Here is a 15,447-nt window from a genome sequence, read left to right on the forward strand (position 1 = left end):
CGCACCGTGATCGCCGTGGCGCACGAGTCCCTGCGTGCCGCCGTGCCTCGACGCCCGGGAGATCGCCTGCTCCAACGCCTGCAGGGGCGGTTCCCGCGTGCCCATGCCCGTGGCGCACGCCCATCCGACGATGCGGCGCGCGTACACGTCGGTGACGAACGCCGTATACGCGAACCGGCCGTCGGCCATGCGCGCGTAGGTGATGTCGGCCACGTGCAGCCGGTTCGGCGCGCACGCCCGGAACCTGCGCTCCACGAGGTCGGGCCTGCCGCCCGTGCCCTTGGCGGGACGCGTGGTCACGGGCGTGCGTCCGCGGCGCACGCCCCTGATGCCCGGTTCGCGCATGATCGGCGACCTGGTCGCGGCCGATCCCGGTCCATCCCCGCGCCAGCAGCCGGGCGTGCATCTTCCTGTACCCGTACACGGCCATGAAGAAGTCCGAGTGGATCTGCATGATGTCGCGAGCCGGAGCCTCGTGACGCGCGGTCGTGAACGGATTCAGTGATGTTGTAGACGGCAGCGCGAATGCGACGCGGCGATGGCATGTGTCGTGACAGGACGCTGAAAGTCGCCGATGCGGTCAGCCGAGGATCCCGTTCATGAGGGCCGCGAAGCGCTCGCCGTCCTTGCCTTTGAGGTAGAAGCGGAATCCCTGCAGCGTCGCGTGTCCGTCGCCATAGGCGACTGTCCGGTTAAGGCCTACGCGGACTACGGTGGATTTGAGGAAGGGAATGCCTCGTTCGACGATTTCGCAGTCCGCCACATCCTCAACCAGGTCGACGGACCACAATCCCACGGTGTTGTCGGCGATGATTCGACGGTTCGTCAGATACAACCTGGATGAGTGCCCTCCCAGAAACTGATTCGTCTCCGTTCCGAAGCAGGAGAGCCTGGCGGTGAAGACCACCTTCTCATCGTCGCCCAACTCGGCGTCGATGTCGGTGCGGAGTCCCGGCAGTGCGTCGAGATGCGCGATATTCATGGCAACCTCCGTTCCGATGGCGGGTCTGCACGATCCACGGTCCGGAATCGTGATGCTTCGGTGCCTCGATTATAGCCACCGGGTCATCGTCCGCATTATCGTCGGGCGTCGCCGTTCTGGCAGGGTCGATCTATTATGGAAGGCGTACGGCACGATGACAGGGCGGTAAGGATGCCGCGGGAGTTCACCGGAGGTGTGCAGATGTACGGGGACGAGGCGTTCCGGACGCACGCCGGATATGGTGTCGGTCCGGCCCGACGTCATGGGATGCGGCAGGGGACACCATGAGGATCATTGAGCTTGCCGGCACGTGCCTGACGGTCGAGTTCTCGGGCGAGGATCTGGCGGAGCTGTCGGAGGATTTCGATGTGACTCTGCCGGGACGCTTCCTCCGGATGCCCGGCCGGTTGGTGGACGTCTTCCGTGCCTGCGTCGGCGAGGTCAGTGTGTCGAAGCATGCTTCGGGGCCTTTCGTCGCGCTCGATCCGCAGGACGGGCTGAACTATCCGGTCGCCGAGATGATTTGCGCGCAATGGCCGGAGTTCGATGTGGACTGCGATATTCGTTGTTACGGCATGGACGGCGAACTATGGTGTTGCAATGAGTGCGGGTCCGCCGGCGTGGTGCGCAGGCTTACCATCCATACGGCCGCACGCAGCGTGACGTTGCGTGGGGCTTTGGCGGGGGTCGGCGAGCTGGATGTGTTTCTTACCACCTACTTGCCGCACGCGGAACGGGCGGAAAGGAACGCCTGTATGACATCGCCCCGCGAGAGCCTACGAAACGCTACGTAGCCACGCTGCACGACTCTTCGGTGAACATCAGGTAAACTCAAGGTGTTCATTGTTGAAAACTGAGTAAAGAAGGTGGCGAGTCCGTTGGACGTATCATTCACGACCTTCATCCAACAGGTCCTCTCCAACCCCGCACTGATGGTGACTACGTTGCTTACGCTCGGCGTCATCTTCGTCAACGGTTGGACCGACGCCCCCAATGCCATCGCCACCTGTGTGACCACGCGCTGCATGCGTGTACGCTCCGCGGTCATCATGGCCGCGGTCTTCAATTTCCTGGGTGTGTTCATCATGACCCAGCTGAACGCCTCGGTGGCCTCCACCATCAGCAACATGGTGGATTTCGGCGGCAACACGCATGAGGCGCTGATCGCCCTGTGCGCCGCGCTGTTCTCCATCGTCGTCTACAGCGTGATCGCTTCGCTGTTCGGCATCCCCACCTCGGAAAGCCATAGTCTGATCGCCGGCCTGTCCGGTGCGGCCATCGCCATCCAGAGCGGCATCGGCGGCATCAACATGGACGAGTGGGTCAAAGTGCTGTACGGTCTGGTGGCCAGCCTGGCCATCGGCTTCGCGATGGGCTGGGTCGTCTGCAAGCTGGTCACGGTGATCTGCTCCGGCATGGACCGCCGCCGCACCAACGGGTTCTTCAAATACGCGCAGATCGTGGGCGCCGCCTCGATGAGCTTCATGCACGGCGCACAGGATGGCCAGAAGTTCATCGGCGTGCTGTTCCTGGGCATGGCGTTCTGCAACGGGCAGTCCAGCGTGGCCGGCGTGGTGATCCCGGTGTGGCTGATGCTGCTGTGCAGCGTCATCATGGGCCTGGGCACCTCGGTGGGCGGCGAGCGCATCATCAAGTCGGTCGGCCAGGACATGGTCAAGCTGGAGAAGTTTCAGGGTTTCTCCGCCGACCTGTCGAGCGCGTTGTGTCTGCTGCTGATGACGATGCTCGGCATCCCCGTGTCCACCACGCACACCAAGACCAGCGCCATCATGGGCGTCGGCGCGGTCAAGCGTCTGTCCGCCATCAACTTCGGCGTGGTCAAGGACATGATGCTCACCTGGGTGTTCACATTCCCCGGCTGCGGCATCATCAGTTACATCATGGCCAAACTGTTCATGTTCATCTTCTAACGGAAGGAACTGCTTCACATGGCAAGAAAGAACGACGCGTTCTATTTCGACTCTTTTGACAGGAGCGCCGAATACGCCTGTCAGGCCGTGCAGCTGCTGGCGGACGTCATGCGCCATTACGACCCGGATACGCTCCAGGAGCGCATGGGGCAGATGCACGCCATCGAGCAGGCGGCCGACGAGGTGCGTCACGCGTTGGTCGACGAGCTGGTCACCGCGTTCATCACCCCGATCGACCGCGAGGATATCGCGCTGCTCAGCGACTATCTGGACAGCGTGGTCGATGAGATCGAAGGCGTGCTGCATCGGCTGTACTACGATAACGTGCGCGAGATCCGCCCCGATGCGCTCGTCACCCTCGACAAGGTGGTCGAGGAGGTGGGCCAGATGAAGGACCTGGTCGCCGAGATGCGCCGGTTCAAGCGGTCGAAAACCCTGCGTGAGCGTGTGTTCACGATCAACCACATCGAGCAGGAGGCGGATACGATGTTCGTGGATGCGTTGCGCACGCTGCACACCGCCGAGAACGATCCGCTGCGCGTGTTCGCCTGGCATGAGGTGTACACGCAGCTGGAGGAGTGCGCCGACGCCTGCGAGAAGGTGGCCGATGTCATCGACAACGTGGTGATGAAGAACAGCTGAGCCTACCGCTCACCCTTGAGCCAAGCGATGGCCAGCTGCGTGCGGTTGGTCATGCCGAGCTTGTCCAGGATTCCGCTGATGCGGTTGCGCACGGTGCCCTCCGACAGGCACAGACATGCCGCGATGTCCCGGTTGTCGAGTCCCTGCGCGACCAGCGCGGCGATGTCCCGCTCGCGGTCGCTCAGGTCCGGGAACGGATCGCTGGGCACGTCGCCGTCGTGGCGGTGGGGCCGTTCCGCCGTCAGCTTGCCGAGCACCTCGGCGCCGAGCACGACCTGCCCCGCCATCACGGCCTGCAAGGCGGGGGCGACGGCGGACACGTCCTGCTTGATAAGGTATCCACGGGCGCCGATGGCGATGGCCTCGTCGATATAGGCCCGGTCCGAGAACGTGGTCAGGAACAGGATGCGCGCGGCGTGGTCGAACGCCAGGATGCGCCGGGCCGTGTCCAATCCGCTCACGCCGGGCATCTGAATATCGAGCAGCAGCACGTCCGGCCGGTGGTGCGGGCCGGATCGATAGCGTTCCACGGCGTCGGTTCCGTTGTTCGCCGTCCAGAGCACCTCGGCCGCCCCGGTGGCGGAGAGGATGGTGGCCAGCGACTGGCAGACGATGGGGTCGTCATCCACGATGGCGGTTTTCATGCGCGTCCTCCCTCGGCGGTCCATGGTGTTTTGGGAATCGATGCGAAGACGCGCCATCCGTCGTTGAACGGTCCGCACAGCGCCGTGCCTCCCAACGCCCTGACACGGGCCTCGATATCGGCCAGCCCCATGCCACGCGGAGCGGCGGCCGCGGCGTGCGGCATGCGGCCTCCGTCATCCTGCACGGTCAGCTGCCAGAAGGCGGGGAACTCGCGCAACAGCACCGATACCTGCGCAGCGTCGCTGTGATGGGCCACATTCGACACGGCCTCGCGGATCACCGCGGACAGGCACCGTGCAACCGGCGCGGGCGCCGTCCTGATATCGTTGCGCAGCCGAACGTCGAAATCCGCCGCACCGTCGAACGCGTGCGCCGCGGCATGGATCTGCGCGGCGAAATCCGTGCCGTCATCCTCCAGATCGTGGACGGAACGGCGGATCATCGTCATCGCCTGGTCCGCCGTATCGTGGATCTGCGCGAACCCACGGGCGGCATCGTGCGCGCCGCCGGCCTCGGCCACCAGCCGTCCCGCCTCGGCCTGCATGATGGCGCGGGTGAGCAGATGGCCGACGTTGTCATGGATATCGCGGGCGATGCGCGTGCGTTCGTTGACGGTGGCCGTATGGATGGCCGCGGCGCGTTCCTCGCTGCCGTCGGCGAGCCGGATCCGGTAGCGGCGCAGCATGTCCCGGGACTCATCCTCGATCCGGGTCCTGCCGGCGTCAAGCGCGTCGCAGCGCCTCTCGGATTCCCCGAGCAGCGCACCCACCGCCGCAACAACGACGATGAGATACGAATCCGGCCCGGCCTGCCCGCGGTCGGCACCCAATCCGAACAGGCGCATCGCCAACGGCGCGACCCACAGCCAGCACGACACGGCCATCATCCAACGCGGCGGCCCGTCCGCACCGCTCCCGCGGACGGGCGATGCGCCGGCCCGTACGAAGCCGAGGGGCCGCAGACGCATGGCGTCATAGGCGATTGTCGGCAGGAACCAGAGGAATTCGGCGGACAGGCAAGCCATAACCGCGTAGCAGCCCGGCATCAGGGGACGAAGCCGTGCAGCCGGCAGCCAGTCGCACAGCGATGTGCAGCAGACCGCGGCCAGCAGCGCCACGACCGAACCCGGCCGCATATCGCCGGTGAGGGTGATATGCAGGATCAGGCACAAGGCGAACATCGCGGCCTTGTCGAGGAGTGTGCGCATGTCTCCACCATACCGTGACTTCGGGGACGGGCATGGTGACATTCGTCACGATCCGGGCGGAAACGATGACGTGTCTCACCATGCAGGCCCCGCCGGCATCCTGCATCATGGAGATACCTACACAAGACAGGAGGCAGCGATGACCACATCCGTTCCACCCGCGGTCAGCGTTCATGGGCTGGTCAAACGGTACGGCGACGTGCTCGCCCTCGACTACTTCGACCTGGACGTCAGACAGGGGGAGATCTTCGGCCTGCTTGGCCCGAACGGTTCGGGCAAAACCACCGCCATCAACTGCATCCTGGCGCTGCTGACCTACGACGCCGGGCAGGTGGGCGTCTTCGGATCGCCGATGACGCCCACCAGCTATGCACTCAAACGACGCATCGGCGTCGTGCCGCAGGAGGTCGCCGTCTTCTACGAGCTGACCGTCGAGGAGAACATCGACTATTTCTGCTCCCTGTACGTGCCCGATGGACGCACCCGAACCCCCATGGTCGACGAGGCCATCGCCTTCGTAGGACTCGACGAATACCGGCGGTTCCGTCCGGGCAAGCTCTCCGGCGGTCTGCTGCGCAGGCTCAACATCGCCTGCGGCATAGCGCACAGGCCCGACCTCATCTTCTTCGACGAGCCCACCGTGGCCGTGGACCCGCAAAGCCGCAACGCCATCCTGGAGGGCATCATGACCCTGCGCGACCGCGGCACCACCGTCGTGTACACCAGCCACTACATGGAGGAGGTCGAGCAGATCTGCGACCGCATCCTCATCATGGACCACGGCCGGCATCTGGCGCTCGGCACCGCCGAGGAACTGAAACTCATGATCGACGCCGGCGAGCGCATCACCGTCCAGACCCTGGACCTCACCCCGGCCACCCTAGAGCAGGTCGACGCCCTGCCCGCGGTCATCGCGGCCACCTACGACGGCCAGCAGCTGGACATCCGCTGCCGGCGCGGCGAGACCAACCTCATCGACATACTCGGCGTGCTGGAGCGATCCGGCACCAACATCGGACACCTGACCTCGCGTCCGCCGAGCCTGAACGACGTGTTCCTCGAACTGACCGGCACGGCGCTGCGCGACTGAAAGGAGCGGACGATGCTCACCACATTCATCGCTCAGATCAAAACCATGCTGCACCGGCCTGCCATGATCTTCTGGGCGCTCGCCTTCCCGATCATCCTGGCCACCATGTTCCACGCCATGTTCCAGAACATCGAGAGCAGCTACAGCATCGAGGCCCAGCCCATAGACATCGTGCATGACGACGCATGGGACGGCCTGATGGGCGCGCAGGACCTCGTGGAAGCCCTGCAGGACGCCGACACGGCCGTGCTCAAGGCCACGCAGGTGCCGGACGCGGACTCGGCGCTCGCTGACCTGCGTGAGGGTCGCGCGGTGGGCTATCTGGCCGCGCGGGACGGCGAACTGGCGTTCGTCATCAGCGATTCGGCCGCGACCTCGGCCGAATCGGACGGGGCCGCGGGCATAACCCTCAGCATCATCTCGGATGCCGTGGCGCGGTACAACGACACGGCGCAGCTGGGGGAGGCGGTGGGGCGGTACGCTCCCGAAGCCTTTCTGGACGACTCCTTCACCGGGCAGCTGGGGGCCACCGCGGGGTTGAGCGAGGAGATCCGGCTCACCCGCACGGCCCCGGACGAACCCGTGCGCTACCAGTTCGCACTGCTGGGCATGGCCTGTCTGATGACCATGACCCTGGCCATCGGCGCCATCAGCGAATCCCAGCCGAACCTGTCCACCCTCGGCGCGCGCCGCTGCCTGGCGCCGCTGCCGAAGTGGCGCATACTGACGGCGGGGTTCCTGGCCGCCTGGCTGGTGTCCGCATGCTGCATGAGCCTGTCGTTCGTCGTCATCCGATACGTGTTCGCGGTGGGCGTGGCCGGGCGTGAACCGTTCGCGTTCCTCGGCATCGGCGTGGCCACGTTCATGGCGTCGTCGCTGGGCTCGCTGATCGGCGCGTTGCCGAAACTGGGCGTGGGCTCGAAGGTGGGCATCTCCACCGGCATGACATGCCTGCTGTCGCTGTTCGCCGGGCTCTACGGCCAGACGGCCATGCAGCTGGGCGACATGATCCAGCGGGAGCTGCCGCTGCTGGCGGACATCAACCCCGTCCGGCAGGTCTCCCAGCTGTTCCATGACATCCTGTACTACGACAGCCTGCGGCCCTTCGTCCGCACGGCCGCGCTGCTGGCGGGGATGAGCATCGTGTTCCTGGCCATTGCGGCGCTGATGTTGAGGAGGCAACGCTATGAACACCTTTAAAGCCGCATTGCGGGTCATCTGGCGGCATCGCGCCTATCTGCTCGTCTACCTGTTCGGACTGAGCCTGATGATGATCGTCCTGATGTCCGGCTCGGTGGCCGGCGCGCAGCAGGATGCGGCGTCCGCCGGCGTCTACGAGTCCGATAGGGCCACGGTCGCCGTGGTGGACCGCGACGGCGGTGAGGCTGGCATCGCGCAGGGATTGCGCGAGGGACTCTCCGCCGGTTGCGATCTGATTGCGCTCGACGATACCGAGCGCGCGTTGCAGGACGCCGTGGCCACGAACTATGTGGACCTGATCATCATCGTGCCGGAGGGTTACGCCGCACGGTTCGCCGAGGCGGTCCGCACGGGCGGCGACGTGCCGGCGGTGCGAACCGTGACCAGCTACACCTCCGGCGTGGGGGCGATGGCGAGGATGCAGATGGAAGGGCTGCTGTCGTCGCTCCGATCGGAATACCGCGCGCGGCTGGTGCATGCGGGAGTCGGCGCGGACGCCGACGGAGCGCTGCTGGCGCACAGCGTGCAACGGGTGATGGACGAGGCGCAGGCCAACGGGCGCGACGGCATCGCCGTGGCGCAGACGGGAACGGCCGGCGACTCCCGCACCGGGGCGTCGATGTTCGGTGTGTCGATGAGATTCGGCGGGTATCCGATTACGGCATCGATGACCGTGACCGTGGCGCTGGTGGCCGGTGTGTTCAACGCGGGTCGGGTCCGGCGCAGGCTGGCTGCGTCGGCGGAGCATCCCTCTCGGCGGGGGATGGGCGTGTTCCTGGCCTGCCTGCTGCTCGGAGTCATCGCGTCGGCCTATTACCTGGCGTTGTCGGCGCTGCTGATGCTGCCGTTGGGCACGGACGCCTCGATCGCGCCGGAGTCCTTCGCGCTGTGCGCGGTGACGGTGCTGATGTACGCGCTGATGGCCGTGGCGTTGGGATTCGCGCTGGGGCAGTGCGGCGTGTCCGAGGAGGCGGCGAACGGGTTCGCGAACGTGTTCTCGCTGGTGGTCGCCTTCACCGGCGGCGCCTGGTTCCCCGCCTCGCTGATGCCGGACGCCATGCTGGTGCTCGGCCATCTGCTGCCCGGCTGGTGGTACGGCGACGCGCTGAGCGCGGCGCTGGGACTGGGGGAGTATGCTGCCTCCGGCACGGACGTGGGGGCGTGGACGTCATCGACCGGCCTGGTGCTGATGTATGCGGCCGCCTTCACCTGCGTGGGTTTGGCCGTGGGCGCCATCCGGGCACGCCGGCCGCGCTCGGATACCGCGGAGAGGACCACCGAGCTGGCCGTCGGCTGAGTGCGATCGATGGACGGTTCCGGGCCGCGTCGCCGGCCGCGATGATAGAATGCGGGCGTGAGTAGAGGACACGGAACGGCTGCGGTATCATCGGACGTCCATGCCAAGGCGGACGCGAAATACGTCCAGATGACGCAATCCCCGTTGGAACCGCTGATCCTGCGTCTGGCCGTGCCGGCCATCGTCTCGAATCTCGTCACCGTGACCTACAACATGGCCGACACCTGGTTCATCGGCCGGCTCGGCACCTCGCAGTCCGGCGCCGTGGGCGTGGCCTTCTCGGTGATGACCATCATGCAGGCCATCGGCTTCTTCTTCGGCCAGGGCGGCGGCAACTCGCTGTCGCGAGAGCTCGGCAAACGCAACGAGGAACGCGCCTCAAGACTGCTGTCGGTCGCCTTCTTCGGATCGGTGGGCTTCGGCGTACTGCTGGGCGTGCTGGGGCTGCTGGTCCTGCATCCGCTGGTGCGCGGCCTGGGCGCCACCGACACCATCGCACCCTATGCGGTGCAGTATCTGACGCCGCTGCTGGTCGCCACGCCCTGCGTCACCGGTGCGTTCACGATGAACGGCCTGCTGCGCTTCCAGGGGTTGTCCGCCTATTCGATGATCGGTCTGGTCACCGGGGCGATCCTGAACATCGCTCTGGCCCCGGCGCTGATCTTCGGCGCCGGTCTGGGCATCTTCGGCGCGGGCCTGGCCACCGCGATCTGCCAGACCATCAGCTTCACGATCCTGACCGTGATGTGCGTCAAGGTGGGCGTGGTCCGGCTGTCCCCGCGATGGTTCCAGCCGGATATGCTGCTCATCCGGGAGATGATCGGCGGGGGACTGCCGTCGCTGCTGCGCAACGGCGTGGGGTCGGTGGCCGTGACCTGCGTGAATCTGGCCGCGAACCCGTTCGGCGATGCGGCGATCGCGGCCATGGCGATCGTCAACCGCATCGCGCTGACCGCCAACTCGATGATCGTCGGTTTCGGGCAGGGGTTCCAGCCGGTGTGCGGCTATAACTACGGTGCCGGTCTGTTTGCCCGCGTCCGCCGCGGATTCTGGTTCGGCGTGCGCGTGGAGACGGCGATCCTGGTCTGCGCGACCGTGGTGTTCGCGCTGTTCGCCCCCGAAATGGTCGGCCTGTTCCGGGCCGACCCCGACGTGATCCGGATCGGTGAGGTGGCGTTGCGGCTGCAGTGCTGCACGCTGTGGATGAACGGGTTCAACATGATGTCGAATATGAGCCAGCAGACCATGGGCAGGACGTTGGCGGCCTCGATCCTGGGCGTGGCCCGTCAGGGGCTGTTCCTGGTGCCGCTGGTCTGGCTGCTGCCGGCGATCCTGCCGGTGTTCGGCCTGCCGGCGCTGCTGGGCATCCAGATGGCCCAGCCGATCTCCGACCTGCTGACGTTCGCGATCACGGTGCCGATCCAGCTGCGTATGCTGTGGGGGCTGAAGGCCGCGGAAGGCAATCCCGCCGACACGCTGGCGCGGTCCGTCGCCACGTCGTTGTCGTCGACCGTCAGGAAAGCCTCATAGCTGACCGTGAATCAGTCCTCCCTGGCGGCCAGGAAATGCTCCTCGCTCGGCAGGACCAGGCTGAGGATCAGCGCGACGACGAAGGCCACCGCAATGCAGTTCGAGGCGAAGATCTGTTGGAACAGGGCGGGGAAGTGCACGAAGATGTCGCTCACCTGCGTGAAGCCGATGCCGATCGTCAGGCTCAGCGCCGCGATGGCGATGTTGCGCTGGGTGAAGCCCGCCTCGGCGATCATCTGGAACCCGGAGAGGATGATGTTGCCGAACATCATGATCGTGCAGCCGCCGAGCACGGCCTGCGGCATCGAGTTGAACACCTCGGCGATGGCCGGCACGAAGCTGGCCAGGATCAGGATCAGACCTCCGGAGAGGATCACCTTGCGGTTGACCACCTTGGTCATGGCCACCAGGCCGATGTTCTGGGCGAAGCTGGTCAGCGGCAGGCAGCCGAACAGGCCGGAGACCGAGGAGATCAGGCCGTCGCCGGCGATCGCGCCCGCCGTCTCGCGCTCGGTGGGCAGTCGGTTCAGACCCACCTTCGTCAGTGCGGCCGTGTCTCCCAGCACCTCCACGGAGGAGACCACGTACAGCAGGCCCAGCGAGATGATCGCACCCGGGTCGAACTCGACATCGAATGGCATGAACCGTGGCACGGACACAATCTGAAGATCGGAGAAACCGGAGAAATCCACCTTGCCCATGATGATGGCGACCACATAGCCGACCACCAGACCGAACAGTACCGAAAGCTGCTTGGCCGTGCCCTTCATCAGCAGCTGGAACGCCAGACAGGCGACCAGCGAGATCAGGCCCAGCGTCAGGTTCTGCCAGCTGCCGAAATCCTCGGCACCGGAGCCACCGCCGAAACTTTCGGCGCCCACGGTCAGCAGCGAGAAACCGATCGATGTGACCACAATGGCCGAGACGATCGGTGGGACGAACCGACGCCAATATTTGGCGGTCAGACCCAGGACCAGCTCCAGCAGGCCGCCGACCAGCACAGCACCGACCACGGCGCCGTATCCCTTGTCCGCGCAGATCGCCACGGCGGCCGCCACATAGGTGAACGAGATGCCCGTCACCATCGGCAGACGGGAGCCGATCATCCATGCACCGTACAATTGCAGGCATGTGCCCAGACCTGCGGTCAGCAGACCGGCCTGAATGACGGTGGCCGACTGCTCCGGCGTCATGTTCGCGGCGGAAGCGACGATGAAAATCGGCGCCAGATTGGCCACGAACATGGCCATGACATGCTGCAATCCAAACGGTATTCCGCGCCAGAACGATACCGGCGCATCCAGACTGCTGAGCGCCTCGAACGAAATACCCGAAGCCTTACTGCTCTTCTTCTCACTCATTCGGTGTTCCTTCCGCACGCCGTGCCGCGTGCTTATCTCTTCATCGGACGGGCGATCGACGTCGCACGACCGTGTCTACGATCAGTGACGGAATTCGATCGAACCGGTCTGCGGATCCATCGATTCCACGATCGCCAGCGAGTCCACGTCGTAACCCTCCTCGCGCAGCTTGTCGCCGCCGCCCTGGAAGCCTTTTTCGACGGCGATGCCGATGCCCTCGACGGCGGCGCCGGCATGCTCGCAGATATCGATCAGGCCGCGCAGCGCCTTGCCGTTGGCGAGGAAATCGTCGATGAGCAGGACGTGGTCCTCGGGGCCCAGATACTTCCTGGACACGATGACGGGGAACTCGCGCTGCTTGGTGAACGAATACACGGTGGACACATACTGGTCGCCGTCCAGGTTGATCGACTGCGCCTTCTTGGCGAACACCACCGGCACGTCGCCGAAATGGCGGGCGGCCACGCAGGCCATGCCGATGCCGGAGGCCTCGATGGTGAGGATCTTTGTGATCGTGCGCCCGGCGAAATGCTCGGCCCAGGCCCTGCCCATGGCGTCGTACAACGCCACGTCGCACTGATGGTTCAGGAAGGCGTCGACCTTGAGCACATTGCCCGGCTTGACGGTGCCTTCCCTGCGGATACGTTCCTCGAGTTCCTTCATGCTTCTCATCCTTTGCGCTGAATGCTGCCGACAACGTGCTGATGCGCGTATAAGCGTCCAGCTTACGTGTGTCACCTGACCGAACGATGTGGTAGACATGAATGCGCCGATACCCGACGTATCGGACTCGATCGATTCTTGAAGGAAAGGGGCCAGCGTGCCACAGGATCCGGATCTCATCGTGCGTGCCGCCGCCGATCTCATCGGCGACCTGAACCCGCAGCAGGCCGAGGCCGTGCAGTACCGCGGGCAGGCGCTGCTCATCGGCGCCGGCGCGGGCTCCGGCAAAACCCGCGTGCTGACGCGCCGCATCGCCTGGATCCTCACCCAGTTCGGCGCCTGGCCCAGCCAGATCCTGGCCATCACGTTCACCAACAAGGCCGCCGCCGAGATGCGCGAACGCCTGACCGGGCTGATCGGGCCGGTGGCCCAACGCATGTGGGTGTCCACCTTCCACTCCGCCTGTGTGCGCATCCTGCGGCGCGACGGCGAGCAGATCGGGCTGAAATCCGGATTCTCCATATATGACACCGCCGACTGCGAGCGCCTGGTCAAACTCATCGGCGCCGATCTGAACATCGACCTCAAACGCTACACGCCCCGCTCCATCCTGGCGCGCATCTCCGATTACAAGAACAACCTGCAGGGGTGGCGGGAGCAGCTGAACACCTACGCGGCCGACTACAAGCCGGGCCAGAAGGGCTACCAGCTCGGCCGGTTCGGCAACGTGGAGGAGCTGTACGCGGTCGTCTACGCCGAATACCAGCACCGGCTCGCCATGGCGAACGCCGTGGACTTCGACGACCTGATCGTGCGCACCGTCGAACTGCTGCGCGGCTGCCCGATGGTCGCCGAATACTACCGGCACAAGTTCCGCTACATCCTCGTCGACGAGTACCAGGACACCAACCACGCGCAGTACGTGCTCGTGCGGGAGCTGGCCGGCGTGGACGCGGGGGAGCGGCCCCAACCGGACGCCGTGGCAGCCGGACGGCAGGGGCCGGCCTGGATCACCGTCGTCGGCGACTCCGACCAGTCGATCTACGCGTTCCGCGGCGCGGACATCCGCAACATCCAGGACTTCGAGCAGGATTTCCCGAACGCCAAGACCATCATGCTCGAACAGAACTACCGTTCGACGCAGACCATCTTGGACGCGGCGAACGCGGTCATCGCCCACAACGAGGGCCGCAAGCCCAAGAAGCTGTGGACTGCGTTGGGCAAGGGCGAGCCGATCGTCGGCTACGCCGCGGACAACGCCCAGCAGGAGGCGGCGTGGATCGCCTCCGAAATCGCACGGCTGCACGCCGAACACGGCATCGCCTACTCCGACATGGCCATCATGTATCGGGCCAACGCGCAATCGCGCTCGCTGGAGGAGGCGCTGATCAACGCCGGACTGCCCTACCAGCTCATCGGCGGCACACGGTTCTACGAGCGCCGGGAGGTCAAGGACGCCATCGCCTACCTGCAGGCCATCGTCAACCCGGCGGACGACGTGAACATGCGCCGCATCCTCAACGTGCCCAAGCGCGGGCTGGGCCCCCGCGCCGAATCACTGGTCACCATGTACGCCGACACGCACGCTACCACCTTCTTCGACGGCGTGCTCCATGTGGACGAGCTCGGCGCCCCCACCCGCACGGCCACGCAGCTCAAGGCGTTCCGCGACCTGATGACGGCATTGCGCGAATTCGCCGATGCGCACAACAGCAAGCCCTCCGAGATCGTGGCCGAAGTGCTCTCCAAGTCCGGCCTGCTGGAGGAACTGCAACGTTCGGAGGACCCCCAGGATGCCTCCCGCGTCGAGAATCTCTCTCAGTTGCAGTCCGTGGCGGCCGAATACGAGCAGAAGACCCCGGACGCCACGCTGGCGGGGTTCTTGGAGACCACGGCGCTGGTGGCCGATTCCGACCAGCTGCCGATGGACGGGGAGGATTCCGGCTCGGTGACATTGATGACCCTGCATACGGCCAAGGGCCTGGAGTATCCGGTGGTGTTCCTGACCGGACTGGAACAGGGCACGTTCCCGCATTCGCGCTCGCTGGAGGACACCAGCGAGCTGGCGGAGGAGCGGCGTCTGGCCTACGTGGGCATCACGCGCGCGCAACGGCGCCTGTACGTCACACGCGCCGCGGTGCGCGCCCAGTGGGGCCAGGCCGCCGAGATGATGCCCAGCCAGTTCCTCGACGAGATCCCCGACCAGCTGATCGATTGGAAGCGCCGCGAAGCCGGCATGGAGCGCATGCGCGGCGGATGGTCCGCCGGCGGGTTCGGCGACGACGAGTTCGGCGGGTGGGACGACGACGATTTCGGCGGGGTCAGTTTCGGAGGAGCGGGGTCGACGTACGGCTCCGGTTCCTCGTACGGTTCGCGCGGCGGCTCGTCGCGGGGATACGGATCGTCCTACGGCTCGTCCTACGGTTCGCATGGCGGCTCGTCCTACGGTTCCCGGTCCGGGTACGGGTCGGGCAGGTCATACGGTTCCTCGGGATCATCCGGCTCCTCGTACGGTTCGCGCTCGTCGCGGTCCGGATCGCGCTCCTCGTATGGGTCGGCGGGGTCCCGCGCCACCTACGGCTCCGGCTCCTCCGGCTCGGGCCGCAGCGGCAAGGTGACGACCCGCCGCATCGCGCCGTCGGCGGCCTCCAAGTCGAGGCCGAATGCCGGGTCGGCGGCGAGCGGCAACGGGCTGTCGATCTCGGATTTCCAGATCGGCGACAGGATCACGCATGACAAATTCGGCCTGGGCACCGTCGTGGATCTGCAGGACAAGGGTCCCAAGTCGGTGATCACCGTGGATTTCGGGTCCGATGGCGTCAAGCGCCTGATGCTGGCGGTGGCTCCGATCGAGAAACTCTGACGAGTTTCTCTCCGGAGCCTTCGCGCCCTTGGCGGG

Annotated in this window: 13 protein-coding genes and 1 pseudogene; 8 read left to right on the top strand and 6 right to left on the bottom strand. The window is 65.7% G+C overall.

Annotated elements, in window-relative coordinates:
• Together B4C31_RS05735 and B4C31_RS05740 are read right to left on the bottom strand one after the other, a co-directional pair.
• A pseudogene (locus B4C31_RS05735) lies at positions 1–484 on the bottom strand (IS3 family transposase); the annotation flags it as partial.
• A 96-nt stretch (positions 485–580) separates the two neighbouring features.
• Positions 581–982 carry a hypothetical protein gene (locus tag B4C31_RS05740; protein ID WP_291531691.1) on the bottom strand — a complete coding sequence of 134 codons (402 nt, stop codon included), beginning with the start codon at positions 980–982 and terminating at the stop codon, positions 581–583.
• A gap of 284 nt (positions 983–1,266) precedes the next feature.
• Between B4C31_RS05740 and B4C31_RS05745 the strand changes: the two genes are divergently transcribed.
• The 3 genes from B4C31_RS05745 to B4C31_RS05755 all read left to right on the top strand — a co-directional run bounded on the left by B4C31_RS05745 (position 1,267) and on the right by B4C31_RS05755 (position 3,555).
• Complete coding sequence (locus B4C31_RS05745; protein ID WP_291531692.1) at positions 1,267–1,776, top strand: hypothetical protein; 510 nt, start codon at positions 1,267–1,269, stop codon at positions 1,774–1,776.
• An 84-nt stretch (positions 1,777–1,860) separates the two neighbouring features.
• Positions 1,861–2,913 carry an inorganic phosphate transporter gene (locus B4C31_RS05750; protein WP_291531693.1) on the top strand — a complete coding sequence of 351 codons (1,053 nt, stop codon included), beginning with the start codon at positions 1,861–1,863 and terminating at the stop codon, positions 2,911–2,913.
• A gap of 18 nt (positions 2,914–2,931) precedes the next feature.
• A complete protein-coding gene (locus tag B4C31_RS05755; RefSeq protein WP_291531694.1) occupies positions 2,932–3,555 on the top strand; it encodes a DUF47 domain-containing protein in 624 nt (207 codons plus the stop codon).
• A gap of 2 nt (positions 3,556–3,557) precedes the next feature.
• Here B4C31_RS05755 and B4C31_RS05760 read toward each other — a convergent pair whose 3' ends face one another.
• Together B4C31_RS05760 and B4C31_RS05765 are read right to left on the bottom strand one after the other, a co-directional pair.
• A complete protein-coding gene (locus B4C31_RS05760; RefSeq protein ID WP_291531695.1) occupies positions 3,558–4,199 on the bottom strand; it encodes a response regulator transcription factor in 642 nt (213 codons plus the stop codon).
• On the bottom strand, positions 4,196–5,407 hold the full coding sequence (locus B4C31_RS05765; protein ID WP_291531696.1) for a sensor histidine kinase: 1,212 nt from the start codon (positions 5,405–5,407) through the stop codon (positions 4,196–4,198). Before B4C31_RS05765 ends, B4C31_RS05760 begins: the two co-directional genes overlap by 4 nt.
• 139 nt (positions 5,408–5,546) lie before the next feature.
• On the opposite strand from B4C31_RS05765, the gene B4C31_RS05770 reads away from it, so the two are divergent.
• The 4 genes from B4C31_RS05770 (at position 5,547) to B4C31_RS05785 (ending at position 10,524) form a co-directional block, all read left to right on the top strand.
• Positions 5,547–6,497 carry an ABC transporter ATP-binding protein gene (locus tag B4C31_RS05770; RefSeq protein ID WP_291531697.1) on the top strand — a complete coding sequence of 317 codons (951 nt, stop codon included), beginning with the start codon at positions 5,547–5,549 and terminating at the stop codon, positions 6,495–6,497.
• A gap of 12 nt (positions 6,498–6,509) precedes the next feature.
• Positions 6,510–7,697 carry an ABC transporter permease gene (locus B4C31_RS05775; protein WP_291531698.1) on the top strand — a complete coding sequence of 396 codons (1,188 nt, stop codon included), beginning with the start codon at positions 6,510–6,512 and terminating at the stop codon, positions 7,695–7,697.
• Complete coding sequence (locus B4C31_RS05780; protein ID WP_291531699.1) at positions 7,684–8,994, top strand: ABC transporter permease; 1,311 nt, start codon at positions 7,684–7,686, stop codon at positions 8,992–8,994. The genes B4C31_RS05775 and B4C31_RS05780 overlap by 14 nt, the downstream gene beginning before the upstream one ends.
• A gap of 129 nt (positions 8,995–9,123) precedes the next feature.
• Positions 9,124–10,524: an MATE family efflux transporter gene (locus B4C31_RS05785; protein ID WP_291531713.1), complete on the top strand. Its 1,401-nt coding sequence runs from the start codon at positions 9,124–9,126 to the stop codon at positions 10,522–10,524.
• 11 nt (positions 10,525–10,535) lie between these two features.
• Here the strand turns inward: B4C31_RS05785 and B4C31_RS05790 are convergent, their stop codons facing one another.
• Both B4C31_RS05790 and B4C31_RS05795 read right to left on the bottom strand, forming a co-directional pair.
• Positions 10,536–11,885, bottom strand: coding sequence for a nucleobase:cation symporter-2 family protein (locus B4C31_RS05790; protein WP_291531700.1), 1,350 nt, complete (start codon positions 11,883–11,885; stop codon positions 10,536–10,538).
• An 81-nt stretch (positions 11,886–11,966) separates the two neighbouring features.
• Complete coding sequence (locus B4C31_RS05795) at positions 11,967–12,548, bottom strand: xanthine phosphoribosyltransferase (RefSeq protein WP_291531701.1); 582 nt, start codon at positions 12,546–12,548, stop codon at positions 11,967–11,969.
• Positions 12,549–12,705: 157 nt separating this feature from the next.
• Between B4C31_RS05795 and B4C31_RS05800 the strand changes: the two genes are divergently transcribed.
• Positions 12,706–15,411, top strand: coding sequence for an ATP-dependent helicase (locus B4C31_RS05800; protein ID WP_291531702.1), 2,706 nt, complete (start codon positions 12,706–12,708; stop codon positions 15,409–15,411).
• The last annotated feature ends 36 nt before the right edge of the window (positions 15,412–15,447 follow it).

Source organism: Bifidobacterium sp. UBA4282 (assembly GCF_002394995.1).
GTDB lineage: Bacteria > Actinomycetota > Actinomycetes > Actinomycetales > Bifidobacteriaceae > Bifidobacterium > Bifidobacterium pullorum_B.